The sequence below is a fragment of the Pseudomonas sp. SDO55104_S430 genome, assembly GCF_054070595.1.
This window is the reverse complement of record NZ_JBSVXG010000014.1, coordinates 13388-38845: the sequence shown is the minus strand read 5'-3', so window position 1 is coordinate 38845 and position 25458 is coordinate 13388. Positions and strand designations below refer to the sequence as shown.

Below are 25458 nucleotides of genomic sequence, written 5' to 3'. Positions count from 1 at the left end.
CGCTAAGGGTCTTCCACCACTGCTTAATATCAATCACGGTGTTATATGACCCAAATGGAATGCAACTTGATGACCCAGCGAACGGATATTATTCGTTTAGCCGATCAACATCAGAAACTAGCAGCTTTTTTAACTGCCGCACTAATTTTCATGATACTGCACAAGATCAAAGGCGTTGCCGAGTTTCCTTGGGATGCCGGCGGTTACTGGAAGCTCAGCGCGGCCAATCTGCTATTTGATTTTCCGAAAGGAATCAGGGGGTATTTCTATCCAGCATTGCTGGCACCAGCTCGCTTCGTGTCGGACTCAATTCCCGTACTGGGCCTCTTGCCCTACCGGATCATTTCCTCGCTGGCCTATGCTTACTTTTTCGCAATATTGGTACCGGCTTTCTATGTTCAGGTATTTGGAGGGCAAATCTCTTTCCTGCGTCGCCTGATCACACCATTACTGGTAGCCATACTCTTTCCTGGCGTAATTATCTTCAGCCTGAGTGACCTTCCGGCTTTGGCACTGATGATTGGTGCATCGGCCTGCGTATTGTCCTCAGTCGACGCCACTACCCGTCTGAAGCGATATATGCTGTTGTTGCTTGCAGGATTGCTTGCCTACGGCGCCTATAACACCCGCACAATATTCCTTTTTCCCGCTGGCGCACTGGCATTGGCCACGGGTCTAATAGTGTATTACAAGCACGATGCTCGAACTCGAGTTTACGCCTCACTGGCCTTCTTTCTAGGCGCTGCAATCGCCAGCATTCCCCAGATCGTGATCAACCATAAAAATCAGAATTCCTATTCTCCAATGGTGATCACGACCTCCCCTTACAACCGCTCGCTGTTTGCCAGTCAGTTGCTTTGGGGAATTACATTACAACGGTATGAAACCTCGGTCGACAAAACTTCCCCAGGAGCAGGAGTGTTTTATCTAGACAAGGCCGGCGAGCGCCTGTTTGCAGATAATAACATTGGTAAAGAACGTTTCGGGCTAAGCGCATATCTGAAGCTGGCATTGCAACATCCCATCGACTTTATCGCCATTTATGGTCGGCACGTTGTGAACGGCCTCGACCTGCGAGATGGTGAGGTCTACACGACTGGGCAACCCTGGAGAAGGAATGGACTGGCGCTGGTAAACTTTCTTATTCTATTCGCAGGCTTCCTTGTCATAACCTTGGCCATTTCACAGCAAAGAGCTGCTAAGCAGCAGAAAATTAACGCTACCTTCTGGACGCTTCTAACGTTGTTGCCAGTCATAGCGATTGTCCCAGGAGCAATTGAAACCCGGTTCTTCCTAGCGCTGCACGTATCTATCTATTGCGCTCTCGCCTTTACCACCGACTTTAGTTCACTCAAAGACACAATCAGTAAAAACTGGTTATGGGTAGGGTTGGCGTTGCTGATATCGGCAACGCTATTTTTCTCCGTCTCAACCATTACCATGTCCGGACCACAATACGATTATTCTGATCTTTATCGAGGCATGTGGTAATTAATTGCACCTTGACAGTATCAGGCATTACAAACTTACCGCGGCAGTTATCGCCGTCTTGCGGTAGTTTCTCGGTGAATCAACCATCGAAAGTCTCGCTCAAAAAATCATAACCAAAGAAGCCAAACATCAACTGTAATGCAATTCACTTAAGCATTTGGGTCCAAGCCGGGCTTCCCTATAAATCCGATGCCAGACCTCTGGCATCGGATTTTTTATGTCTGTTCAAGAAGAACTCGACTTGATCGACCTTTTCAACATCTGCGACCTCAGCACCTACACCAAAACATCCCATCGAGTGGATAGCCTATGCGCTGGAGTTCTCCAGACGGGCCACCATCCGTCGACGTCGCCTGTTCGCTGACCAAGTCCTCTGGCTGGTGATCGGTGTGGCACTTTTTCGCGACGAGCCGGCACACGAAGTGGCGAGGCGTTTGATCATTTGTCCCAAGGCCTGCCTTCCGATCATCTGCTGGCGCGCAGTGGTATCACTGAAGCCGCAACGGCTCAGGGCCGGTCCCGTTGAGTGGTTGTACCGCAAGTTCGGAACCCATTGGGGTACGGCGCGCTATGACGGTGACAACTGAGATGACTTGCAGGTGTTCGCGGTGGACGGAGCACTCATGCATACCCCCGGGATACGCCCGAGCTACGAGAGCATTTCGTATCGGCAAATACCCCGAGCGACCGCCAGACCACGCTCCCAATGCTGCGACTGGCTGTACTGATGAACGTGCGTCATCCTGGATGCTCGATTGAGTACCTATCGACGCAGTAAATTCGCCTCGCCGACGAGTTTCTTCAGCAAATTTCCGATCATTCGTTCACTTTGTTCGGTAAAAGGTTATGTGGAGCCGAACTGCTGTCGAGCTTGCACAATGCCGGCAGCCGCGGCACCAGTTGATTCCGGCAAAAAAGGAACGGTCTACGAGGGAATAATCCGCTACAACAAACATGATCGAGTGCTGCGGATGGAGGCTTTACCGCAAGCCAAGAAGCGAAACCCCAGAGCCTCCAACCCGTCGGGAAGCGCGCAAAGTTAGTTAAAAGATTCAAGGCAAACTCAAAAACGTCACGAAATCGTTGCCAGCCGAAACCTACAGCACCAAGCCGGTTTCTTTATGAGGAACGATGGAAAATCGAATTGGGGTTTAAGATATCAAAAGTTCGATGCAGCAGAGCGCGATGATCTTGCGCAGTAAAAAATTCGACTTGATCTATCAGGAGGTGTGGGAACTTTTGCGGGCCTACAACGTGACTCGTCGGGAAGCCAGCCATGCGGCGGTGGCGCTTGGCCGAGCACCGCCGGACATACGCTTCAAACCGGCGTGCCAATACATTAAGGTTCAATTCATTGTGATGGCAGTTGCCCCCCTGTATCCACGACAGGAAGACGGATGCTGGAGTTAAGAAAAGGTGTCGATGGGCTATCTCTAGATCACCGTCCAAGGTCTGCGAGACCAAGGACGGTGAAGATGTCAAAAACCCATTTTCCGGTAGACCGTAAGGGTGCTCCGCTTTAGTAAACAGCATTACGCACTTGGCGGGACTATTTACAATTTTTAGTATTTAACCTTGCAGTTATTTTAACTCTTTAGTGGGACAACCGTTTAAAACCGTAAGACGATCGTCTTTCAACGAAAACCCTTGCGGACTCTTGATCAAGTAAATAAACCCTTCTGTACGGGTGACGGTCATACCGCCCAACACCACATAATTCTTGCTTTCCGAGTCTTTTTTTATTGCCTTAACGATAACTGCCGCCGCATCAGAATCGCTTTTTATCTCTTGATCACCGATAATACTCGACAATCCAGAAACTACTGATGCAACATCAATCATCTTCTCATCAAGAGACACTTGATCAAGAGGTGAAATTTTTTCATCAACATATTTAACTATTCTTTTAATCGATCGCCTCTGCCGTTCTTCACAAGTATCACTTGTAAAGGAACAACCAGAGAGCATAACCATCGCTGCTGGAGCAATGAACATAAACTGACGACGAGTAGTCATTTCGCGCCCTCCGAAATATGTTCACCTAGTCTAATTGCAAGAGCGACAATTGTCAGGGTTGGGTTTACAAAACCACCGCTTGGAAATACTGAACTTCCTGCTACGTATAGATTTTTAACTCCGAAGACACAGCAATTTTTATCTACTACGCCGTTCTCTGCCGCAGCCGCCATCCGCGTGGTGCCGTGCATATGCCCAACTGCCTGGATAGGAGCAGCCTTGACTGGTTCACTCCAAGCGTGAACACCAAGACCCAGAAGCCATTTCTTTGCTGCAGTCACAATTGGCTTTTGTGTATCGAGATCAATAGACAAGTGCCCATCACGTGCGCCTTCGATTACGCTTGAGTCGAGAACTGTATTTTTAGAGAGTGCAACCTGCTCAGTACCAAGCGTGCACTGAAAGAACTGCGCATCGACGCCGTACAAGGCTTTATAGTTACCTGCCAACGCGGCCTCTTCTTTTGTATACGACGCCGTCGGTGCCTTTGTAAACTGATAATTAAAGTCAGTTAGAGAGTTTTTCTGCAAGTATTCAGCTGTTGGAGCCATTGAGCAAAAATCGCGAGACCAATACTCTGCCTTCAATATAATATTTGTGACATCAGGAGAAAACAGAACCTTACCAATGAAGTAGCAATGGGGATGCTCAAAGAGATGAGTTCCGACAAAGGATTCTGTATGACTAGATAGTCCAAGATTGGATCGAGCTATAACTCGTGCATTACCGACCGCACCACCAGCCATGACCACGTCAGCATGTACCTTTAAAACTTTCATGCCAGATGGAGAGGTGAACTCTACCCCAACAACCCTGCCTTTATTGCCAATAAAGGAATTTACGGTAGCACTGCTGACAAGAGTAATGAGTTCGGATTTTTCTACGTGATCTCGAAGAGTTGTATCGTAACGCGTAGGAGGAGAAAATCCGAAGGCTTGGCGACTAAGTGTGGAATACCGTCCACAGGAATATCGTCGAGTATGGCACGCTCACCATTATCTAGCTGCAGCCATTCGCTAGCCTTTACGTATGATGGAAGCAATTCATCCTTGGTGATCGGCCAGGAGGGATAGTTAGGAAGGTCTGTTCGGTTGTAGTTATGGGGACGGAGAGAACTGCACCACCCCCCCCATACGCTGGAGCCGCCCCCTCGCTCTCGTCGGCAGTGCAACTTGGGGTAGCTGTCCGGCACACCGTAATCAGCCATTGCAATTTCCTCAGACGTGATATTCCACTCACGCTGTCCAACTGCCTCCCCCGACTCAAAAATAATACTCTTTATACCCTTTGCCTCAAGGGTGTAGGCCACCGCAAATGCTGCCAGGCCAGACCCTACAATGACGACCCCGGAGTCGACTTCTCCCTTCTGCAATACATCCGATAGCTCGGCGATCATAGCATTCCCATTCTGCGTACTAATAAAAAATGGAAGACTAACATAATCGCATCGCGCACCTCTGTGTAACTGAAATTACTTTTTCGAAACAGGCCGATTCGACGACGCAACGGTATCGTATGCGAGCTCTAACGCACAGCGGTACTCTTGCCGCGACTTCTTTGCAACCCCTTCAGCATCGCATTCAATGGCAATCACCCCATGAGCGGAGCCATGCCGTGTGCTGCTCCAAGCAATCGAGCGGCCTGCTCTGGTGGCGCTGCATCGCCGTATGCAGGACAGGAACAAACGCCGGCATTCGGGCCGGCGTTTGAGAGAAACTGCAGCAGTTGTTGGAGGGCGATGGGAATGAGATGCTCCAAACAGGTTTGGCCTGATCCTGTCAAATGTGGTAAATAGTTCGACCCTTGAATCAAGAAGCCCTCGGAACATTTTGCATGAATACGGCAGTTAACAATCTCTCCCGACTTACCTTCACAAGGTTTGTTGCCGTTTTAATTGTTGTGGCTTTTCACTTTGGAGCGAATATTCCTCCGTTCAACAATGAAGATATTGCAAAAATTTTAAGACAAGGACCTTACGCTGTTCAATATTTTTTCTTTCTTTCTGGATTCATTATGGCAAGCGTCTATGCCACTAACTTTCCAGCAACATTTAACAAGTCTAAATTTTGGATTGCCCGATTTGCAAGAATTTATCCGGTTTATCTTATTGGACTCGGGCTGTCTGTGCTATTGAGCACCCCGGACCCGCTAACTCTAATACTGAATATGTCTCTGACGCAGGCCTGGTCACCATCACATGCACTATCGATGAACAACCCAGGTTGGTCGCTTTCTGTTGAAGTGTTTTTCTACGCAGTATTCCCTGCAGTATTATTTATTCTGAAAAAAGGAAATTTATGGATTGGGGCTATCGTGGCAATAGTCTCATGCTTGGCTCATGAGGCACTCAACTTATATCTGATTCATGCCCATACGAATGGAACACCAGTAAATCCACTGATTGATTATCTTGGCCCGTACTTCCCTTTACGTAGTCTGCCATTCTTTTTGGCTGGCAACGTGATGGGCACCTTCGCAAAAAACCGTCAGATTCCAGCGTCGATTATAGCAATCACCTCTTCGGCCTTGGCAATGTGTGTTCTATTAGGGGTATGGATTTATTTCAGATTGCCGATGATCGTACTGCCTTTCGGCCTGCTGATCCTTTCGCTTACCAACAGTAAAAACACCGGAAAACTTGAGTCCCGTGTCGCTATTTTTCTTGGCGAAGCTAGCTATGCAGTTTACATCCTACACTTCCCGCTTTATCTGCTATTCCTTATCTACGTTGCGCCGCATATTAATAGCTCAGAAACAGAAAAATTCTATATTTACTTAGCAGCACTAATAGCTATCTCATCTGCGACCTATTCACTCGTAGAAAAACCAGCTCGCGCCTACATTCGCTCAGCCAGCACAAGCTGGACTGGAGTGAAACAGAGCTAAATTGAGGCCAGGCAGAATTTTTTAGATTAAAAAACCCGCTCAAGGCAGGTTTTGGCTCAAAATGTCTGGCCAGCTATCTGGATAGCTTGATCAATCTTTTTAACATCTTTCAGCTTCGGAAGATTAGATAAGCAGAAGATACTTTTCCAATTCATCTAGAAAGTCGGTTCGGTGGAAAATAAAAAACTTTCCTAAAAATCTCGACATTTAGCCAAATAACTGACAGCGTAGGAATGGCTGCGACCCTCAACGCGCCCCAACAGTGAAAATACTGCAATGCCAAATTCACGAAATACTCCGCTTTGCACGGAAGCAGTGGAAAATGGATAAGGTAGATAGCGAAAAAAATATTCCACAATTACCGAAATGGCTCAGTAATGAGAAAATCTTTTGCCGCTAGCGAAATGCTCACCGCCATGACAGTGAACAACGCGCCAAAGCTTGAATAGAAGTCAAAATTGCTTTCTCCAACAATTGGAAAATACGACCAAACACCGCTTATAACTTCTTAATACGGATAAAGACCCATTCACAGTGCCACCGGGGAGCAGAAAACAATCGCAAGCCCCCGGAGAACATCATTTAGCTCATCAATCCCTGAAATATCCTATGGCATTCAACAGCCATCGAATTCATCGCAGCAACTTAAGTTGTTTCTCGCTTTCCTGCCTTGAATTTGAAGGCCAGCACGACCAACGGGAGATAAGCTAGGACCAGCCCCGTGAGGCCATCCAGTATGCCTGCCGCCACCGCGATTGCCATCGGCAGGAGCCAGATCACATTCAGGCCAATCACCCCAAAGGTTACAGCTCTGTGGCTGGAATACTGTCGAGAGGCATGTTGATAAGCGTGACTGCGATGTGCCTGATACACCTTTTCGCGGTGGAACATGCGCCTGAGCAGAGTAATTGTCGCATCAACGATGAATACCCCCAGCAAAATGAGCCAACTCCACAATAGCTCCGGGGACCGCCCCCCCGCTTCAAGTGACAATGCTCCCAGTATCAAGCCAAGAAAACCACTCCCTGCATCGCCCATGAAGATGCGTGCCGGGGGGAAGTTCCATACGAGAAACCCGCTCACGGCGGCAGCGAGCAACAGCGGTCCACCAATCAATGCAAAATGCCCGGTCCACCACGCGACAAGACTGCCAGCCAGACACACAAAGATTGCTTGCAGGCTGGCGAGACCGTCGATACCGTCCATGAAGTTGTAGAGATTGAGCATCCAAACAAGGTAGAAAACCGCTAGGACATGCCCAAGCCAGCCTAGATCGGCCACTATGCCAAACAGTTGTATCGGACCCAAACCGTGCAATCCGATCAAAGCCCATATAGCCGCGATGAAATGCCCCATCAGGCGCCATCGGGCCGCGATATGGCCATGGTCATCGGCAAATCCAATCATTGCTACCAACAACCCAGCTCCCAGCAATCCATACAAGGTCGGCGTTTCGACTTGCCCCAGAGTGGACAGGAATGGAAGGCTCAAAGCGAACGTCAGGACAATCGCCACGCCACCACCCCGTGGCGTAGGGATCGAGTGCGAACTGCGCTCATTGGGAATATCCACCATGCTTTTCGCCAGTGCATAGTGACGCAGGATCAGCGTCATCAGCCATGACACAAGGAACACTGCCAACAGCAAAGCGATAAGCATCATTTCTTTGACTTTTCCCGATAGTGGTCAGCGGTCTGACGCATGGCCCGAGCCAGACTGACGGGTGGAGTCCAACCCAGCAGATCTCGATTCTTGCTGATATCGATCTGCAAAGAACCCAAGACTCTGCTGGCAACAGCATGCTTACCCAGAAGAGATGCGCCCACAGTCAGCAACCATTGAGGCACAGGCAACAAATAGGCTTTTTTGTCCAAAGCAAAGGCGAGGCATTTCAGTAGGCGTGTCGTTGAAACATCGTCACCATCACTTATTAGAAAGATTTGATTGGCTGCGGCAGGATGATCGATACACGTAACTATCAGATCCACCAGATTGTCCAGAAACACCAGACTGCGCTGATTTTTGATGGCTCCTAATGGCAACGGTATGCCTTTTTCGAGCCAGTTCAACATACTCAGGAAGTTCGCCTTAACCCCCGGACCGTACACGAGCGGAGGGCGGATAATGACGATCTCCATACCGGTTTCATTACCGAGCTGCCACAGAGCCTGCTCCGCTTCCCACTTGGAAATGGCGTAAGGATCACTTGGACAAGGCTTGTCATCGGCCTTGAACGGTTCACCCAAGCGTGTGCTCTCACCATTAACCTTGATCGAACTGATGAAAACAAACCGCTTAACCCCTGATTTTGCTGCCTTACGGGCCAAGTCGAGCGTGCCATTCAAGTTGACCTTGCGAAACTGCCATAAAGTGTCGGTCGCAGTCTCATTCATCACGTGCACGCGAGCGGCTGCGTGTACCACAACTTGAACGTCCTCAAGCGAAGCAATCTCCTGCCCGCCCGTCAGCTCGAAGGGAACGACTTCGCACAAGCCGTGCAACCGCGTGCTTCCCCGGGCCGTCGCAACAGGAGCGAAACGCTTATCCAGCAACAACCTGAACACCACTGCCTCCCCGACCATACCCGTCGCACCGGTCACCAAAACTTTAGAAGCTGTCATGCTGCTCTGTTTCCAATCAAGGCTGTGGCCCAGCAGATACAAAAGAAAAAGATTTTATCTCGCAAGCGCCGACGGCAACTCCAAGCACTAAATGACAGCCTGATAAGCTGCCAGCGCCGCAAAGGCAACCAGCTTCTGACAAAAGATGTTTGATCCTGGCCGACCAGAATTGCAATCCTTCGCACCTGATTGAACCACCACCCGTCATGGATGGTTTTGTAGCGAGCGATCAAGGGACTCAGCCCCTTGTTCGCCCCTACCTGATTGCGCTCATGCTGGCGATAGTCCATCGACGGAATGGGATCGATGTACCACGCAAAATCGTGACTTCGGGCAAAGGCATAGCAATACCAGTCATGCAGGCTGATCTGCTGCAAGCAATCCCAGTGTCCAATGACTGAAATCTTCAACGCTTGGGCAAGACGTTGCGTCATAACATACGTACACCCGGGTCCTGCAGCCTCAAATAGGAAGTCCCATTTGACTTGGGGTTGCGCCTTGTTCAGAACGTGCATACTACCATCCGGCCAAAACGCCGAAACATTACTGGAATAAGCATCGCTCTGCTCACACTGGAGGAACTCTGTCGCTCGTTGCAGCTTGTTTGCATACCAGCGATCATCTTGATCAGCAAATGCAATAAAATCGAAGTCGTCGAAACCCACATCGCGTATCAAGCGAAAAAAATTCGCCGAGGCCCCACCGAATCTGCCAGCGGGTGGTAGGACAACAACACCCTTATGAGTGGCTGCATAAGCTGTACACCACACTTCGGTACCGTCGGCTGATGGGTCAATACTGATGAAAACGGTGACGTCGACAGCTGACTGCGCGAGGATTGAAGATAGCTGTTCTTCGATCCATTGCATTCCATTGTAGGCAGCCAGCAAAACCGCGACTTTAGGATGTTTTACTGACATGCCATTCCTGCTTGCATTGTTAAACTCGACTGTTAGAGCGAATGACACTGCTCAGCGTGACGGCGAATCCAGCAGCTTCTGCAAGTACTGACCATAACCGGTCTTTTTCAGGGCGTTAGCCTGGGTCGCCAATTGCTGAGAAGTAATCCACCCATTGTTGTAGGCAATCTCTTCAAGACACGCAACTTTCAAGCCCTGACGGTGCTCGATGGTATGGACGAAGTGACTAGCTTCCAGCAGCGATTCGTGAGTACCAGTGTCTAGCCAGGCAAAACCCCGACCGAGCATTTCGACATTCAGCATCTTCTTGTCGAGATAGGCTCGATTGACGTCGGTAATTTCCAGCTCGCCACGCTCAGAGGGCTTGATACACTTGGCAATTTCTACGACATCGTTGTCGTAAAAATACAGACCGGTGACGGCATAGTTCGATTTAGGTTTGAGCGGTTTTTCTTCGATGCTCAGCGCACGCCCGGTCTTGTCGAATTCGACGACACCAAAACGCTCCGGATCGGAGACGTGATAACCGAAAACGGTAGCACCCTGCCGCTGGGAGTTAGCCGAACGCAAATTGTCCGAGAAGTGCTGACCGTAAAAGATGTTATCGCCCAGAATCAGACAGCAGGGATCCTCACCGATGAACTCCTCACCAATTATGAAGGCCTGTGCCAGGCCATCCGGGCTAGGTTGCTCTGCATACGACAGTTTTATGCCGTACAGACTGCCATCCCCCAACAGTTTGCGAAAACACGATAGGTCTTGCGGCGTGGAGATGATCAGGATTTCGCGCATCCCAGCAAGCATCAGCACCGACAATGGATAAAAGATCATCGGTTTATCGTAGATCGGCAGCATCTGCTTGGAGACACCAAGGGTTAAGGGGTGCAGGCGCGTGCCAGAACCACCAGCGAGAATGATGCCTTTGCGATTGATCGTGTTCATTTATTCAGAACTTCCCTAAGCATTCGGGTTACACCACTTTGCCAATCCGGCAAGTGTAGAGAAAAATTGGTACGCAGCTTTTGGGTATTCAATCTTGAATTCAAAGGCCGGCGTGCGGGAGTGGAATAGGCAGTTGTATCGATTGGACTGATCACTGACACCAGCAGATCTTCGCCATGCTCCCGGGCAAAATCGATCACATGGCCGGCATAGCCGTACCAAGACACTTCGCCGGCAGCCGCGAGATGATAGAGACCGGCCAGTTCAGGACGCTGCCGGACTTGCTGAATGACCAGCGCGGTTATATCGGCAATCAGATCTGCGCCTGTCGGGGCACCTATCTGGTCGGCGATAACGCTCAAGGTTTCGCGCTCCTTTGCCAAACGCAGCATGGTTTTGGCGAAGTTATTGCCTCGGGCGCCGTAGACCCAACTGGTGCGAAAAATGAGATGTCGACAGCCTGAGGCAATGATCGCCTGCTCACCGGCCAGTTTGCTTGCGCCGTAATGGTTCACGGGTAAGACGGCATCAGTTTCGACCCAAGGTTCCGAACCTTCGCCACTGAATACATAGTCTGTCGAATAGTGAATAACCCATGCACCCAGCACAGCAGCCTCTTGCGCCATGATCTGGCAGGCTTGGCTGTTAATCAGGTCAGCCAGCGACCGCTCGGTCTCAGCCTTGTCGACACCCGTGTAAGCAGCCGCGTTGACAATCACATCCGGCTTGACCTTGCCGATCATTGCACGCAGGCCGCCAAGATCGGAAAGGTCGCCACAAAGGCCTTCGACGGAGTGGCGATCCACGGCAATTAATTCGCCCAAGGGTGCCAACGAGCGTTGCAGCTCCCAACCTATCTGGCCGTTTTTTCCCAGCAGGAGAATTTTCATGCCTTGTTCGAGCGATTCGCGTAGTTCTGATCGATCCAGTGCTGGTAGCTGCCACTCTTCACGTTAGCGACCCACTCCTTATTAGTGAGATACCACTCGACCGTTTTGCGGATACCAGTTTCAAAAGTCTCTTGCGGTGTCCAACTTAGTTCACGCTGAATTTTGCTCGCATCGATTGCGTATCGCTGATCATGACCCGGACGATCTTGAACATAAGTGATCAGACTCGCATACGGACGATGCGCGGAGTCAGGACACAACTCATCCAGCAGTGCACAAAGTGTCTTGACAACTTCAATGTTCTGCTTTTCGTTATGGCCGCCAATGTTGTATGTCTCGCCAATTACGCCTTCGGTAACAACCTTGTATAGGGCGCGCGCATGATCTTCGACGTACAACCAGTCCCGCACCTGATTACCTTTGCCATAGACCGGCAACGGCTTGCCTTCGAGCGCATTTAGAATGATCAGAGGGATCAGTTTTTCTGGAAAATGACATGGACCGTAGTTATTTGAACAATTGGTCACAAGAGTCGGTAGACCATAGGTACGAGCCCAGGCGCGTACCAGATGGTCAGAACTCGCTTTGCTGGCAGAATATGGTGAACTCGGCTGATAAGGCGTCGTTTCGGTGAAGAGATCTTCCGGCCCTTCGAGATCCCCATAAACTTCATCGGTTGAGATGTGGTGGAAGCGGAAGCCCGACTTGCGTTTATCGTCCAACGCAGCCCAATACTTACGCGATGCCTCAAGCAACGTATATGTGCCAATGATGTTGGTCTGAATGAATTCGGAAGGTCCGGAAATCGAACGGTCAACATGAGACTCTGCAGCCAGATGCATGATCGCATCGGGTTGATGCTCACTCAGAACACGGTCGATCTGGTTGCGATCGCAAATATCGACGCGCTCGAACACATAACGTGAACTCTGACTGACTTCGGCCAGTGACTCCAGATTACCGGCGTAAGTCAGCTTGTCGACGTTAACGACGGAGTCGGTAGTATTGGAGATGATGTGGCGAATGACTGCCGAGCCGATAAACCCGGCGCCGCCGGTAACTAGAATTTTCACGCGGTACCATACCCTTGCGTCGTTGACAGAGCTGTCAGTCGCGCACTGTCTAATCCATGAATGCAAACCATCAGTCAGCTGGAAGCCTTCGACCGAGGCAATCTAAACCGATATGCGAATATGCCACTATCGAATAAGCCCAGCATTTTACAGCTTAACGAAGGTTTTACTATTGGATATAGACAAGCTGCCAGGAAAGCCAGGCCGCGAGTGACTAGCCTGACTGCTTGCGCGAAGTTTTGTACGAACGTACCAAAGCCCAATTTATAAGCGGGCCAATCAGCATGCCTATCAAAACCGCCAACACTATAGCCAGAGACACCGGCAGTTCTGGTCCCGCCCACCCCAGGAACAACAAAGTAACCGATTGCTGATTCTCTAGAACAAACGCCAGTATCACGAGAACCAGCAGCAGAACAAATACCGCGAGCAATACGCGCTTGAGGTTACGCATCGACAGCTCCTTGATTTACAGCGAACGTCAAAGCGCCCCCTCCTCTTCCTCGTTCACACGATCACGCAGCTCTTTCCCTGGCTTGAAATGGGGAACGAACTTGCCATCGAGGCTGACAGATTGACCGGTTTTTGGATTGCGACCTACTCGCGGGGCGCGGTAGTGCAGAGAGAAGCTGCCGAAGCCGCGGATCTCGATTCGATCCCCGGTGGCAAGGCATTGGGACATTTGCTCAAGCATGGTCTTGATGGCCAGCTCCACATCCTTTGATGAGAGCAGCCCTTGATGGGTGACAATTCGTTCGATCAACTCCGACTTCGTCATATTTTTCCCTTCTTTTTCAAGCAGCTAGGAAAATCGCTCCGACGGTTTTAGCATGCCCGGATGGATTTGAACAGTATGAGTTTTGACACCCTCCTGCAAACCGCGTAATGCGCGGCTCTTCAATCATCCATCGCCTGTTAGCTGCCTGCACTCCTATCGGCAAATGACCAGCATGGTGCGGGTGAAGTAGCCGGCCGGGTTGAAGCCGAACGGGAAATAATCTTCTTCCTTGGCGTCGTCGGATCTGACGATCGTTTTGTAGCCTCCTCCCTTGCACTCCTTAGCCGCCCGCTTCTTGCATTTCTCCCAGCTGGAACCCAGCCCTGAACAATCGACTTCGATACCGCTTACACCACGCACCGCGTGGGTCTTGGCGTTCGTGGTACAGCCTGCCAGAGCCACCACGACTGCTAGTGCGACGATGAGTTTGTTCATTCACTTCCTTATGCCGGCTGCGCTGGCCGAGCGTCGTTCGCTTGGGGGTTAGCTTAGCTGCAAATAAGCAATTGATCCTTCTAAAGAAAAAGACAGCGTTGGAAGGGGGATGGTTTCAGTGGGCTAGCTTGATTAAAAGCAAAGGCAAAAGATCGCAGCCTTCGGCAACTCCTACAGGGGTTGGGGTGGGAAGGAATTTCGGGCACAAAAAAGGGCGACCGAAGTCGCCCTTTTTTACAGAAAGCCAGAACTTAGTTCTGCTTTTCCGCTTGTGCAGCACGCAGCAGGTCACCCAGGGTGGTGGCTACTGGAGCATCCGAAGCTACTGGCTTGTCGCGCAGGCTCTGGATGGCTTCTTTTTCGTCTTCAACGTCTTTCGACTTGATCGACAGCTGGATTACGCGGCTCTTGCGGTCAACGCTGATGATCTTGGCTTCTACTTCTTCGCCTTCTTTCAGAACGTTACGAGCGTCTTCAACGCGGTCACGGCTGATTTCGGAGGCTTTCAGAGTTGCTTCGATATCGTCGGCCAGAGTGATGATGGCGCCTTTGGCGTCAACTTCTTTCACGATGCCTTTAACGATGGCGCCTTTGTCGTTCTCTTGAACGTACTCGGAGAACGGATCGCTTTCCAGTTGCTTGATGCCCAGGGAGATGCGCTCGCGCTCTGGGTCAACCGACAGGATGACGGTGTCCAGCTCGTCGCCCTTCTTGAAGCGACGAACGGCTTCTTCGCCCACTTCGCTCCAGGAGATGTCGGACAGGTGAACCAGACCGTCGATGCCGCCGTCCAGACCAATGAAGATACCGAAATCGGTGATCGACTTGATGGTGCCGGAGATCTTGTCGCCCTTGTTGAACTGGCCAGAGAAGTCTTCCCATGGGTTCGACTTGCACTGCTTGATGCCCAGGGAGATACGACGACGTTCTTCGTCGATGTCCAGAACCATGACTTCCACTTCGTCGCCGACTTGTACGACTTTCGAAGGGTGGATGTTCTTGTTGGTCCAGTCCATTTCGGAAACGTGTACCAGACCTTCAACGCCTTCTTCCAGCTCAGCGAAGCAGCCGTAGTCGGTCAGGTTGGTTACACGAGCGGTAACGCGAGTGCTTTCTGGGTAACGGGCTTTGATAGCAACCCATGGATCTTCACCCAGTTGCTTCAGGCCCAGGGAAACACGATTGCGCTCGCGATCGTACTTCAGAACCTTGACATCGATCTCGTCGCCAACGTTGACGATTTCGGAAGGATGCTTGATACGCTTCCAGGCCATGTCGGTGATGTGCAGCAGGCCATCGACGCCACCCAGATCGACGAATGCGCCGTAATCGGTGAGGTTCTTGACGATACCTTTGACTTGCTGGCCTTCCTGCAGGGATTCCAGCAGAGCTTCACGCTCGGCGGAGTTCTCGGCTTCCAGGACGCTGCGACGGGAAACGACAACGTTGTTGCGCTTCTGGTCCAGTTTGATGACCTTGAATTCCAGCTCTTTGCCTTCCAGGTGCGTGGTGTCGCGCACTGGACGGACGTCAACCAGAGAACCTGGCAGGAACGCACGGATGCCGTTAACGTCGACAGTGAAGCCGCCTTTAACCTTACCGTTGATAACGCCCTTGACCACTTCTTCGGCTGCGAAGGCTGCTTCCAGAACGATCCAGCATTCAGCACGCTTGGCTTTTTCACGGGACAGCTTGGTCTCACCGAAGCCATCTTCAACCGAGTCCAGAGCAACGTGAACTTCATCGCCAACGTTGATGTTCAGCTCACCAGCGTCGGTGTAGAACTGCTCAAGAGGGATGAGTGCTTCAGACTTCAGGCCAGCGTGAACGGTTACCCAGCGAGCCTGGTAATCGATATCGACGATGACGCCGGTGATGATGGAGCCTGCCTGAAGGTTCAGGGTTTTCAGGCTTTCTTCAAAGAGTTCCGCAAAGCTTTCGCTCATTTTAATTCCTGTTGATGAGGGCGAGAAATACGCCCATCTCCACATCCCAGACGATGTGGGTTGGTTTCATTTAAAAGAAGCGCTGCAGGACTATGACTGGTCCCCTGCGGCCTTCTTGGTCACCCGGCGATATCGCGAATGGCGATCTCGCTCATGATGCGTTCCAGCACCTGATCGATGGATAATTCCGTGGAATCCAGCTGTATGGCGTCAGCCGCCGGCTTGAGCGGGGCTACCGCTCGCTGGGTGTCACGCTCGTCGCGTGCACGTATCTCATCTAGCAGACTCGACAGACTAACACCCTCGACTTTGCCCTTCAACTGCAAATATCGGCGGCGCGCCCGCTCCTCGGCGCTGGCGGTAAGGAAAATCTTCAGCGGAGCGTCCGGAAAAACCACCGTTCCCATGTCCCGACCGTCAGCCACCAGACCAGGAGTTTCCTGGAATGCACGCTGGCGCTGCAGCAGCGCCTCGCGTACGGCGGGCAATGCAGCCACCTGGGAAGCACCGGCACCGATGCTCTCGGTACGGATCACATCGCTGACTTCGTCACCTTCCAGAATGATGCGCTGCAACTGACCTTCCGTCGCCGCGATGAATTGCACATCCAGATGAGCGGCAAGTTTCTTCAGCAGCTCTTCGTTGGTCAGGTCGACGCCATGGTTTTGCGCGGCGAACGCCAGCAAGCGGTAAAGCGCACCGGAATCCAGCAGGTTCCAGCCCAGACGCTTGGCCAGAATCCCGGCTACCGTGCCCTTGCCGGAGCCGCTTGGCCCATCGATGGTGATGACCGGTGCAATGTTTTTCACGACTGAGCCTCTTGGGCAACGCGGATGCCAACCTGCGCGCACAGCGCGAGGAAGTTGGGGAACGAGGTCGCGACGTTGGCGCAGTCATGGATGCGGATCGGCGCCGAAGCACGCAGCGAGGCAACGCTGAACGCCATGGAGATCCGGTGATCGCCGTGACCGTGCACTTCGCCGCCACCGATCTGGCCGCCGTCGATGATGATCCCGTCCGGAGTCGGCTCGCACTTGACGCCCAACGCCAGCAGGCCGTCGGCCATCACCTGGATACGGTCCGATTCCTTGACACGCAGCTCTTCGGCACCGCGCAGAATGGTACGACCCTCAGCGCAGGCAGCCGCGACGAACAGCACCGGGAATTCGTCGATCGCCAGCGGAACCAGCTCTTCGGGAATCTCGATACCTTTGAGTTTAGCCGCGCGTACGCGCAGCTCGGCTACTGGTTCGCCGCCCACTTCACGCTGGTTTTCCAGAGTGATGTCAGCGCCCATCAGACGCAGGATGTCGATGACGCCGGTACGGGTCGGGTTGATGCCGACGTGTTCCAGCACCAGCTCCGAACCTTCGGCGATGGATGCCGCCACCAGGAAGAACGCCGACGAGGAGATATCGCCCGGCACTTCAATGTGGGTAGCAGTCAGCTTGTTGCCGGATTCGACCGAAGCGGTCGCGCCGTTGACGGTCACCGGGTAACCGAAACCACGCAGCATGCGCTCGGTATGGTCACGGGTCGGCGCAGGCTCGGTCACAGTGGTCTTGCCTTCGGCATACAGACCGGCCAGCAGCAGGCAGGATTTCACCTGGGCACTGGCCATCGGCATGGTGTAGGTCAAGCCCTTGAGCTTGTTGCCACCACGAATGGTCATCGGTGGACGACCTTCAGCGGCGGTTTCGATCACGGCACCCATTTCACGCAGCGGATTGGCCACGCGGTTCATCGGACGCTTGGACAGCGAAGCGTCACCGGTCAGGGTGCTGTCGAAGTTCTGCGCGGCCAACAGGCCGGACAGCAGACGCATCGAAGTGCCGGAGTTGCCCAGGTAGATCGGACCAGGAGCCGGCTTCAGGCCGTGCAGGCCGACGCCGTGAATGGTCACGCGACCGTGGTGCGGGCCTTCGATCACGACACCCATGTCGCGGAAAGCCTGCAGGGTGGCCAGGGCATCTTCGCCCTCGAGGAAACCTTCGACTTCGGTGACGCCTTCAGCGAGGGAACCGAGCATGATCGAACGGTGGGAAATCGATTTGTCGCCTGGTACGCGAATCCGACCGGACAGGCGGCCACCAGGTTGAGCCAGGAAAATCAGATCGTTGGAATTCATAGCGTCCACATAGGCCCTGCGGGCCAGGATTTTACTGAAATGCTCGCGAGCAACCCGGGCGCGAGTGAAAACGCCCAACAATTGGTGCCCATCCCCTGCATCGACCGCGTCGCGCAAGGCGTCGAGGTCGCTGCGAAATGTATCGAGTGTGCGCAGGACAGCTTCGCGGTTGGCGAGGAAGATGTCATGCCACATGACCGGGTCGCTTCCGGCGATTCTCGTGAAATCGCGGAAACCGCCCGCAGCGTAACGGAAGATCTCAAGGTTTTCATTGCGCTTGGCCAACGAGTCGACCAAACCGAACGCCAGCAAGTGCGGCAAATGACTGGTCGCTGCCAGCACTTCGTCGTGGCGCTCGACCTGCATGTGCTCGACATCGGCGCCCAATTCGCGCCACAGGCGATCGACAACCGCCAGCGCAGCCGGATCGGTCTGCTTCAGAGGCGTCAGAATCACCTTGTGACGGCGGAACAGCTCGGCATTGGAGGCTTCCACCCCGCTCTGCTCGGAGCCGGCAATCGGATGACCCGGCACGAAACGCGACGGCATGCCGCCAAACGCTTCGGTGGCGGCGCGCACGACATTGCCCTTGGCACTGCCGACGTCGGTGAGAATCGCCCCGCCCAGATCCATGCTCGCCAATCGCGCGAGCACTTTTTCCATGGCGAGGATCGGCACAGCCAACTGAATGACGTCGGCGCCCTGACAAGCGGCAACCAGATCGTCTTCGCAGCGATCCACTACACCCAATTCAACCGCCAGCTTGCGCGACTGCGGGTCGAGATCGACACCCACCACTTCGCGGCACAAGCCGCTTTCACGCAAGCCCTTGGCAAACGAACCGCCGATCAATCCCAGACCGACCACCACCAGGCGACCGATCATGGGCTCGGCAGATTGCAGTGCAGTGACATCAACCACGAGCCAGAACCTTGGTCAGCGCCTCGAGGAAGCGGCTGTTTTCCGCCGGCAAGCCGATGGTGATACGCAAGTGGTTCGGCATGCCGTAGTTGGCCACCGGACGCACGATCACGCCTTCGCGCAGCAGACCCTGGAAGATCGGAGCGGCTTCGCGACCGATATCGACGCAGATGAAGTTGCCGCGGGACGGAATCCAGCTAAGGCCCAACTCACGGAAACCCGCTTCCAGCTGCTGCATGCCGGCTTCGTTCAGGCGGCGGCTTTCAGCCAGATACTCGTCGTCCTTCACCGCAGCGCAAGCGGCGGCCAGGGCGAGGCTATTGACGTTGAAAGGTTGACGTACACGGTTCAGGACGTCGGCGACCACCGGAGTGGACAGGCCGTAACCGACCCGCAACGACGCCAGGCCGTAAGCCTTGGAGAAGGTCCGGGAAACCAGCAGGTTCGGATAGGCGGCGAGGAAATCCAGGCCGTCCGGCATGTCATCACTGCCTTCGGCGTACTCGATGTACGCCTCGTCCAGCACGACCAGCACGTGCTCGGGTACGTCTTGCAGGAAGTCGTCCAGTGCCTGGGCGTCGAACCAGGTCCCGGTCGGGTTGTTCGGGTTGGCTATGAAAACTACGCGGGTGTTGGCGTCGATGGCCGCCAGCATGGCCGGCAGGTCATGCCCCCATTCCTTGGCGGGAACGACCTTGGCCTGGGCGCCGACCGCCTGGGTGGCAATCGGATAGACGGCGAACGCGTGCTCGCTGAACACGGCATTCAGGCCCGGGGCCAGATAGGCGCGCGCGACCAGTTCGAGGATGTCATTGGAACCGTTGCCCAAAGTCACCTGATCGATTTCGACGCGGCACTGTTCGGCCAGCAGGGATTTCAAGGCAAAGCCGTTGCCATCCGGATAGCGGGTCAGCTCGTCCAGCGCATCACGGATGGCTGCCACAACCTTGGGACTGGCGCCCAACGGGTTTTCGTTACTTGCCAGCTTGATGATGCTGGCCGGATCGAGATTCAGCTCGCGAGCCAGTTCGTCCACGGGTTTGCCCGGAACGTAAGGCGAAAGTTGTTGCACGCCCGGCTGTGCCAGAGCGAGGAAATTGCCACTCATTGCTACCGCCCCTTAGAGAACTGCTTTCGGGTAGGAACCCAGCACTTTGAGTGCCACTGCTTCCTGACTGATTTTTTCCAGCACACCTTTTACCAGCGGATCGCGGTGGTGGCCGACAAAATCGATGAAGAACACGTAGGTCCATTTACCGCTGCGCGACGGACGGGTCTCGATGCGCGTCAGGTCGATGCCGTTGTCGTGGAACGGCACCAGCAGCTCGTGGAGTGCACCTGGCTTGTTGCTCATCGAAACGATGATCGAGGTCTTGTCGTCGCCGGTCGGCGGCACTTCCTGGTTGCCGATCATCAGGAACCGCGTGGAGTTGTCCGGACGGTCCTCGATCTTCTCGGCGAGTCGGGTCAAGCCATACAGGCCAGCAGCCATGTCGCCGGCGATCGCCGCCGAGTTCCACTCACCCTTGACCCGCTTGGCCGCTTCGGCGTTGCTCGACACCGCCACGCGCTCGACATTCGGGTAATGGGCGTCCAGCCACTTGCGGCACTGGGCCAGGGACTGAGCGTGGGAGTAGATACGGCTGATGCTGTCGGTCTTGGTGTTTTCGCCAACCAACAGGTGATGGTGAATACGCAGCTCGACTTCGCCGCAGATCACCATATCGTGCTCGAGGAAGCTGTCGAGGGTGTGGTTGACCGCGCCTTCGGTGGAGTTTTCCACCGGGACCACGCCGAAATTCACCGCACCGGCCGCCACTTCACGGAACACTTCGTCGATCGCCGCCATCGGCTTGCTGATCACCGCGTGGCCAAAATGCTTCATGGCCGCCGCCTGGGTGAAAGTGCCTTCAGGGCCGAGATAAGCCACTTTCAGCGGCTGCTCGAGAGCCAGGCATGAAGACATGATTTCGCGGAACAGCCGCGCCATCTCTTCGTTGCCCAGCGGGCCCTGATTACGTTCCATCACACGCTTGAGCACCTGAGCTTCGCGCTCCGGGCGATAGAACACTGGCGCTTCGCCTTCAGCCAGCGACGCCATCTTTACTCGTGCGACTTCCTGGGCACAGCGCGCACGCTCACTGATCAACTCCAGAATCTTGGTGTCCAGAGCATCGATGCGAACGCGCAGTGCCTTGAGTTCTTGCTCAGACATTAGCCGTGTTCCTTCTCGAACTCTGCCATGTACGCCACCAGCGCGTTGATTGCGTTGATGTCGACGGCGTTATAGATGGAGGCGCGCATGCCGCCCACGGAACGGTGTCCCTTGAGGTTCAGCAGGCCACGCTCGTCGGCGCCGGCCAGGAACGGCTTGTCCAGACGGTCGTCTGCCAGACGGAACGGCACGTTCATCCAGGAGCGGTCCGACTTGTTGATCGGGTTGCTGTACAGGCCGCTGGCGTCGATGAATTCGTACAGCGTGCGCTGTTTCACGTCGTTCAGCTTGGCAATGGCTTCGACACCGCCCTGCTCTTTCAGCCACTCGAACACCAGGCCGGACAGGTACCAGGCCAGGGTTGGCGGAGTGTTGTACATCGAGCCGTTGTCGGCCGCGACCTTGTAGTTGAGCATGGTCGGGCACAGGGAGCGGGCCTTGCCCAGCAGGTCTTCGCGAATGATGTTCACGACGATGCCGCTCGGGCCGATGTTTTTCTGGGCACCGGCGTAGATCATGCCGAAACGCGAGACGTCTACCGGACGGGAGAGGATGTCGGAAGACATGTCAGCCACCAGCGGTACATCGCCGGTTTCCGGGATCCACTGGAATTCCAGGCCGCCGATGGTTTCGTTCGGCGCGTAGTGAACGTAGGCCGCGTCCTTGGACAGCTTCCACTCGTTCTGGCCGGGAATGGCGAAATAGTCGTAAGGCTTGGCGGTCGCGGCGACATTGACGTGGCCGTAGCGCGAGGCTTCTTCGATGGCTTTCTGCGACCAGATACCGGTGTCGATATAGTCGGCCGTGCCGTTGTCCGGCAGCAGGTTTAGCGGAATCTGGGCGAACTGCTGGCTGGCGCCGCCTTGCAGGAACAGCACTTTGTAGTTCGACGGGATATTCAGCAGATCACGCAGGTCCTGCTCGGCCTTGGTGGCGATGGACACGAACTCATCGCTGCGATGGCTCATTTCCATCACCGACAGGCCCTTGCCGTGCCAGTCAAGGAGTTCACTCTGGGCGCGCTGCAGGACAGCTTCGGGAAGTGCCGCGGGACCCGCGCAGAAGTTATAGGCTCTCTTGCTCACATCCAATCTCGCTCTGATTTGGTAGGTCGTGCAAACATTTCAGTCGACGCCGATTCAAGGTGGGAGCGGGCTTGCTCGCGAAAGCGGTGTATCAGGCGACATCGCTGGAGAATGTCAGTCCGTCTTCGCGAGCAAGCCCGCTCCCACAGGGAATCGTGGTGGTGTCGATTTTTTCATAAGGGATAAACAACAAGGGGGCGAATTCTCATCCGCCCCCCTGCATGTACGCTTATTCCTGTGGTTCTTCGTCAGCGGCGGCGTCGAGTTGCTGGTCTTCCACGGCATCGTCGATCACGACGTCACCCTCGAATACCTCGCCCTCTTCACCTTCAAACTCTTCACCCTCGACTTCCGAAGGTTCCTGTACCCGCTCAAGGCCGACCAGGGTTTCATCCTTGGCCAGTTTGATCAGGGTCACGCCCTGGGTGTTACGACCCAGACTGGAAACCTCGTCGACTCGAGTACGAACCAGAGTGCCCTGATCGGAAATCAGCATGATTTCCTCGCCGTCGAGCACCTGGACCGCGCCGACCAGACGGCCGTTACGCTCGTTGCTGACCATGGCGATAACGCCCTGACCGCCACGCTTGTACTCAGGGAACTCGGTGATCGCCGTACGCTTGCCGTAGCCGCGTTCGGAAGCGGTGAGGATCTCGCTGCCTTCTTCCGGGATCAGCATGGAAATCAGCTTCTGGCCTTCCGGCAGACGCATGCCGCGAACACCGCGAGCGGTACGGCCCATGGCGCGGACGTCGGATTCCTTGAAGCGAGTGACCTTGCCGCCGTCGGAGAACAGCATCACTTCACGCTCGCCATCGGTGATGGCCGCGGAGATCAGTACGTCGCCTTCGTCCAGTTCCAGCGCGATCAGACCGACGCTGCGCTGACGACTGAAGGATTCCAGCGGGGTCTTCTTCACGGTGCCAAGGGCAGTCGCCATGAAGATGTAGTGACCTTCGGTGTATTCCTCGACCGGCAGCATGGTGGTGATGTATTCACCGTCATCCAGCGGCAGCAGGTTCACCAGCGGACGGCCGCGAGCGGCACGGGACGCTTCCGGGATTTCGTAGGTCTTGAGCCAGTAAACCTTGCCCTTGCTGGAGAACAGCAACAGCGTGGTGTGGCTGTTGGCGACCAGCAGGTGAGCGATGTAGTCCTCATCCTTGACGCCGGTGGCCGACTTGCCTTTACCGCCGCGACGCTGAGCCTGGTACGCAGCCAGTGGCTGAGTCTTGGCATAGCCGCCGTGGGAAATGGTCACGACACGCTCTTCTTCCGGAATCATGTCGCCCAGGGTCAGGTCGAGGCGCGCGTCGAGAATCTCGGTGCGACGCACATCGCCGTATTCGGCGCGGATCACTTCCAGTTCTTCGCGGATCACTTCCATCAGGCGCGTGGCGCTGTTGAGGATGCGGATCAGCTCGCCGATCTGGTTGAGGATCTCCTGGTACTCGGCCAGCAGCTTTTCGTGCTCCAGACCGGTCAGGCGGTGCAGACGCAGTTCCAGAATGGCTTGCGCCTGCTCTGGCGACAGGAAGTACTTGCCTTCGCGCAGACCGTATTGCGGATCGAGGTTTTCCGGACGGCACGAATCGGCACCGGCACGCTCAACCATCGCCACTACGGCCGAGGATTCCCAAGGCGTGCTGACCAGCGCTTCCTTGGCTTCCGACGGTGTTGGCGAGGCCTTGATCAGGGCGATGACCGGGTCGATGTTCGACAGGGCAACGGCTTGACCTTCGAGGATGTGACCGCGCTCGCGCGCCTTGCGCAGTTCGAACACGGTACGGCGGGTGACCACTTCGCGACGGTGACGGACGAAGGCTTCCAGCAGGTCCTTGAGGTTCAGGATCCGCGGACGACCGTCGATCAGCGCAACGATGTTGATGCCGAACACGCTCTGCAGCTGGGTCTGGGCATAGAGGTTGTTGAGGATGACCTCAGGCACTTCGCCGCGACGCAACTCGATGACAACGCGCATACCGTCCTTGTCGGACTCGTCGCGCAGTTCGGTGATGCCTTCCAGCTTCTTCTCTTTAACCAGCTCGGCGATCTTCTCGATCAGACGCGCCTTGTTCAGTTGGTAAGGGAGTTCGGTGATGACGATCTGCTGACGGCCACCGACCTTGTCGATGTCTTCGATGATCGAGCGTGCGCGCATGTAAATGCGGCCGCGACCGGTGCGGTAGGCTTCGATGATGCCGGCGCGACCGTTGATGATCGCAGCGGTCGGGAAGTCCGGGCCGGGGATGTATTGCATCAGTTCATCGACAGTCAGCTCGGGATTGTCGATAAGCGCCAGGCAACCGTCGATGACTTCACCGAGGTTGTGCGGCGGGATGTTGGTCGCCATGCCCACGGCGATACCGCTGGAGCCGTTGACCAACAGGTTGGGAATACGGGTCGGCATGACCGCGGGGATCAGTTCGGTGCCGTCGTAGTTCGGCACCCAGTCCACGGTTTCCTTGTGCAGGTCAGCCAGCAGCTCGTGCGCCAGCTTGGTCATGCGCACTTCGGTGTATCGCATGGCCGCGGCGTTGTCGCCGTCCACCGAACCGAAGTTGCCCTGACCGTCTACCAGCAGGTAACGCAGCGAGAATGGCTGCGCCATACGAACGATGGTGTCGTACACCGCGGTATCACCGTGCGGGTGGTACTTACCGATTACGTCACCGACAACACGGGCAGATTTCTTGTACGGCTTGTTGAAGTCGTTACCCAGCTCGCTCATCGCGAACAGCACGCGCCGGTGCACGGGCTTCAAGCCATCGCGCGCATCCGGCAGTGCCCGACCGACAATTACGCTCATCGCGTAGTCGAGGTAGGACTGCTTCAGCTCGTCTTCGATATTGACCGGGAGGATTTCTTTGGCCAGTTCGCCCATGAGAAGCCTGATTCCTTTTTCTGGTGAAACTCCGTCACATCCATATGGGAAGAACGAAGCTCGCCGTTGCAGGCTGAATGCCATGCACCGACTTACGACAAATCAACGAGTTATGCCTTGGATCTGCGTAGTAAAGGTCGCCACGCCGGGCAACCCTGGAAACCGCCGGATGTTATCACAAGAGCCGCCACGCACCTATCCCCCAGATGCGCATGGAGCATAGTTAG

At 54.5% G+C, this 25458-nt stretch carries 22 protein-coding genes; 3 read left to right on the top strand and 19 right to left on the bottom strand.

Annotated features, from left to right (window positions below; translation table 11 throughout):
* Positions 1-69 precede the first annotated feature (69 nt).
* Together ACW9JE_RS04765 and ACW9JE_RS04760 are read left to right on the top strand one after the other, a co-directional pair.
* A complete protein-coding gene (locus ACW9JE_RS04765) occupies positions 70-1491 on the top strand; it encodes a hypothetical protein (protein ID WP_457432105.1) in 1422 nt (473 codons plus the stop codon).
* Between the two features lie 293 nt (positions 1492-1784).
* Positions 1785-2078 (top strand): transposase domain-containing protein, encoded by a 294-nt coding sequence (locus ACW9JE_RS04760; RefSeq protein WP_457432126.1) that lies wholly within the window; start codon positions 1785-1787, stop codon positions 2076-2078.
* A gap of 994 nt (positions 2079-3072) precedes the next feature.
* Here ACW9JE_RS04760 and ACW9JE_RS04755 read toward each other — a convergent pair.
* The 3 genes from ACW9JE_RS04755 to ACW9JE_RS04745 are packed head-to-tail and all read right to left on the bottom strand — an operon-like array spanning position 3073 to position 4903.
* Positions 3073-3507, bottom strand: a complete 435-nt coding sequence (locus ACW9JE_RS04755; RefSeq protein ID WP_457432104.1) for a hypothetical protein — start codon at positions 3505-3507, stop codon at positions 3073-3075.
* The gene (locus tag ACW9JE_RS04750; RefSeq protein ID WP_457432125.1) at positions 3504-4373 is read right to left on the bottom strand and encodes a GMC family oxidoreductase; all 870 of its coding nucleotides are present in this window, start codon (positions 4371-4373) and stop codon (positions 3504-3506) included. Before ACW9JE_RS04750 ends, ACW9JE_RS04755 begins: the two co-directional genes overlap by 4 nt.
* 14 nt (positions 4374-4387) lie before the next feature.
* Complete coding sequence (locus ACW9JE_RS04745; protein ID WP_457432103.1) at positions 4388-4903, bottom strand: NAD(P)-binding protein; 516 nt, start codon at positions 4901-4903, stop codon at positions 4388-4390.
* A 437-nt stretch (positions 4904-5340) separates the two neighbouring features.
* Here ACW9JE_RS04745 and ACW9JE_RS04740 point away from each other — a divergent pair, with 437 nt between their 5' ends.
* Positions 5341-6393: an acyltransferase family protein gene (locus tag ACW9JE_RS04740; protein ID WP_457432102.1), complete on the top strand. Its 1053-nt coding sequence runs from the start codon at positions 5341-5343 to the stop codon at positions 6391-6393.
* 645 nt (positions 6394-7038) lie between these two features.
* On the opposite strand, the gene ACW9JE_RS04735 is transcribed toward ACW9JE_RS04740, so the two are convergent.
* The 16 genes from ACW9JE_RS04735 to gyrA all read right to left on the bottom strand — a co-directional run bounded on the left by ACW9JE_RS04735 (position 7039) and on the right by gyrA (position 25231).
* A complete protein-coding gene (locus ACW9JE_RS04735; protein ID WP_457432101.1) occupies positions 7039-8055 on the bottom strand; it encodes an MraY family glycosyltransferase in 1017 nt (338 codons plus the stop codon).
* On the bottom strand, positions 8052-9014 hold the full coding sequence (locus ACW9JE_RS04730) for a UDP-glucose 4-epimerase family protein (protein ID WP_457432100.1): 963 nt from the start codon (positions 9012-9014) through the stop codon (positions 8052-8054). Before ACW9JE_RS04730 ends, ACW9JE_RS04735 begins: the two co-directional genes overlap by 4 nt.
* Complete coding sequence (locus ACW9JE_RS04725) at positions 9011-9934, bottom strand: glycosyltransferase (protein WP_457432099.1); 924 nt, start codon at positions 9932-9934, stop codon at positions 9011-9013. The genes ACW9JE_RS04730 and ACW9JE_RS04725 overlap by 4 nt, the downstream gene beginning before the upstream one ends.
* Positions 9935-9985: 51 nt before the next feature.
* A complete protein-coding gene (rfbA, locus tag ACW9JE_RS04720; RefSeq protein WP_457432098.1) occupies positions 9986-10876 on the bottom strand; it encodes a glucose-1-phosphate thymidylyltransferase RfbA in 891 nt (296 codons plus the stop codon).
* A complete protein-coding gene (gene rfbD / locus ACW9JE_RS04715) occupies positions 10873-11766 on the bottom strand; it encodes a dTDP-4-dehydrorhamnose reductase (RefSeq protein WP_457432097.1) in 894 nt (297 codons plus the stop codon). The genes rfbA and rfbD overlap by 4 nt, the downstream gene beginning before the upstream one ends.
* The gene (gene rfbB, locus ACW9JE_RS04710; RefSeq protein ID WP_457432096.1) at positions 11763-12839 is read right to left on the bottom strand and encodes a dTDP-glucose 4,6-dehydratase; all 1077 of its coding nucleotides are present in this window, start codon (positions 12837-12839) and stop codon (positions 11763-11765) included. The genes rfbD and rfbB overlap by 4 nt, the downstream gene beginning before the upstream one ends.
* Before the next feature lie 214 nt (positions 12840-13053).
* Complete coding sequence (locus ACW9JE_RS04705; protein ID WP_457432095.1) at positions 13054-13293, bottom strand: lipopolysaccharide assembly protein LapA domain-containing protein; 240 nt, start codon at positions 13291-13293, stop codon at positions 13054-13056.
* Positions 13294-13320: 27 nt separating this feature from the next.
* Positions 13321-13617: an integration host factor subunit beta gene (gene ihfB, locus ACW9JE_RS04700; RefSeq protein WP_457432094.1), complete on the bottom strand. Its 297-nt coding sequence runs from the start codon at positions 13615-13617 to the stop codon at positions 13321-13323.
* Positions 13618-13770: 153 nt separating this feature from the next.
* Positions 13771-14052, bottom strand: coding sequence for a hypothetical protein (locus tag ACW9JE_RS04695; RefSeq protein ID WP_457432093.1), 282 nt, complete (start codon positions 14050-14052; stop codon positions 13771-13773).
* A 251-nt stretch (positions 14053-14303) separates the two neighbouring features.
* Entirely contained in the window at positions 14304-15998 is a 1695-nt protein-coding gene (gene rpsA, locus ACW9JE_RS04690) for a 30S ribosomal protein S1 (protein WP_457432092.1), read from the bottom strand.
* A 119-nt stretch (positions 15999-16117) separates the two neighbouring features.
* Entirely contained in the window at positions 16118-16807 is a 690-nt protein-coding gene (gene cmk / locus ACW9JE_RS04685; protein WP_224536687.1) for a (d)CMP kinase, read from the bottom strand.
* On the bottom strand, positions 16804-19011 hold the full coding sequence (locus tag ACW9JE_RS04680; RefSeq protein ID WP_457432124.1) for a bifunctional prephenate dehydrogenase/3-phosphoshikimate 1-carboxyvinyltransferase: 2208 nt from the start codon (positions 19009-19011) through the stop codon (positions 16804-16806). The genes cmk and ACW9JE_RS04680 overlap by 4 nt, the downstream gene beginning before the upstream one ends.
* 28 nt (positions 19012-19039) lie before the next feature.
* Entirely contained in the window at positions 19040-20155 is a 1116-nt protein-coding gene (gene hisC, locus ACW9JE_RS04675; RefSeq protein ID WP_457432091.1) for a histidinol-phosphate transaminase, read from the bottom strand.
* A 12-nt stretch (positions 20156-20167) separates the two neighbouring features.
* Positions 20168-21262, bottom strand: a complete 1095-nt coding sequence (pheA, locus tag ACW9JE_RS04670) for a prephenate dehydratase (RefSeq protein WP_457432090.1) — start codon at positions 21260-21262, stop codon at positions 20168-20170.
* Positions 21262-22347 (bottom strand): 3-phosphoserine/phosphohydroxythreonine transaminase, encoded by a 1086-nt coding sequence (gene serC, locus ACW9JE_RS04665; RefSeq protein ID WP_457432089.1) that lies wholly within the window; start codon positions 22345-22347, stop codon positions 21262-21264. Before serC ends, pheA begins: the two co-directional genes overlap by 1 nt.
* A gap of 229 nt (positions 22348-22576) precedes the next feature.
* Positions 22577-25231: a DNA gyrase subunit A gene (gene gyrA, locus ACW9JE_RS04660; protein ID WP_457432088.1), complete on the bottom strand. Its 2655-nt coding sequence runs from the start codon at positions 25229-25231 to the stop codon at positions 22577-22579.
* Positions 25232-25458 lie beyond the last annotated feature (227 nt).

What these genes read in the sequence shown, in the direction of transcription:
- ACW9JE_RS04765 (WP_457432105.1), top strand. Translation starts at nt 70, where the DNA reads ATGACCCAGCGAACGGATATTATTCGTTTAGCCGATCAACATCAGAAA.
- ACW9JE_RS04755 (WP_457432104.1), bottom strand. Translation starts at nt 3,507, where the DNA reads ATGACTACTCGTCGTCAGTTTATGTTCATTGCTCCAGCAGCGATGGTT.
- ACW9JE_RS04745 (WP_457432103.1), bottom strand. Translation starts at nt 4,903, where the DNA reads ATGATCGCCGAGCTATCGGATGTATTGCAGAAGGGAGAAGTCGACTCC.
- ACW9JE_RS04740 (WP_457432102.1), top strand. Translation starts at nt 5,341, where the DNA reads ATGAATACGGCAGTTAACAATCTCTCCCGACTTACCTTCACAAGGTTT.
- ACW9JE_RS04735 (WP_457432101.1), bottom strand. Translation starts at nt 8,055, where the DNA reads ATGATGCTTATCGCTTTGCTGTTGGCAGTGTTCCTTGTGTCATGGCTG.
- ACW9JE_RS04730 (WP_457432100.1), bottom strand. Translation starts at nt 9,014, where the DNA reads ATGACAGCTTCTAAAGTTTTGGTGACCGGTGCGACGGGTATGGTCGGG.
- ACW9JE_RS04725 (WP_457432099.1), bottom strand. Translation starts at nt 9,934, where the DNA reads ATGTCAGTAAAACATCCTAAAGTCGCGGTTTTGCTGGCTGCCTACAAT.
- rfbA (WP_457432098.1), bottom strand. Translation starts at nt 10,876, where the DNA reads ATGAACACGATCAATCGCAAAGGCATCATTCTCGCTGGTGGTTCTGGC.
- rfbD (WP_457432097.1), bottom strand. Translation starts at nt 11,766, where the DNA reads ATGAAAATTCTCCTGCTGGGAAAAAACGGCCAGATAGGTTGGGAGCTG.
- ACW9JE_RS04705 (WP_457432095.1), bottom strand. Translation starts at nt 13,293, where the DNA reads ATGCGTAACCTCAAGCGCGTATTGCTCGCGGTATTTGTTCTGCTGCTG.
- ihfB (WP_457432094.1), bottom strand. Translation starts at nt 13,617, where the DNA reads ATGACGAAGTCGGAGTTGATCGAACGAATTGTCACCCATCAAGGGCTG.
- ACW9JE_RS04695 (WP_457432093.1), bottom strand. Translation starts at nt 14,052, where the DNA reads ATGAACAAACTCATCGTCGCACTAGCAGTCGTGGTGGCTCTGGCAGGC.
- rpsA (WP_457432092.1), bottom strand. Translation starts at nt 15,998, where the DNA reads ATGAGCGAAAGCTTTGCGGAACTCTTTGAAGAAAGCCTGAAAACCCTG.
- ACW9JE_RS04680 (WP_457432124.1), bottom strand. Translation starts at nt 19,011, where the DNA reads ATGATCGGTCGCCTGGTGGTGGTCGGTCTGGGATTGATCGGCGGTTCG.
- hisC (WP_457432091.1), bottom strand. Translation starts at nt 20,155, where the DNA reads ATGAGTGGCAATTTCCTCGCTCTGGCACAGCCGGGCGTGCAACAACTT.
- pheA (WP_457432090.1), bottom strand. Translation starts at nt 21,262, where the DNA reads ATGTCTGAGCAAGAACTCAAGGCACTGCGCGTTCGCATCGATGCTCTG.
- gyrA (WP_457432088.1), bottom strand. Translation starts at nt 25,231, where the DNA reads ATGGGCGAACTGGCCAAAGAAATCCTCCCGGTCAATATCGAAGACGAG.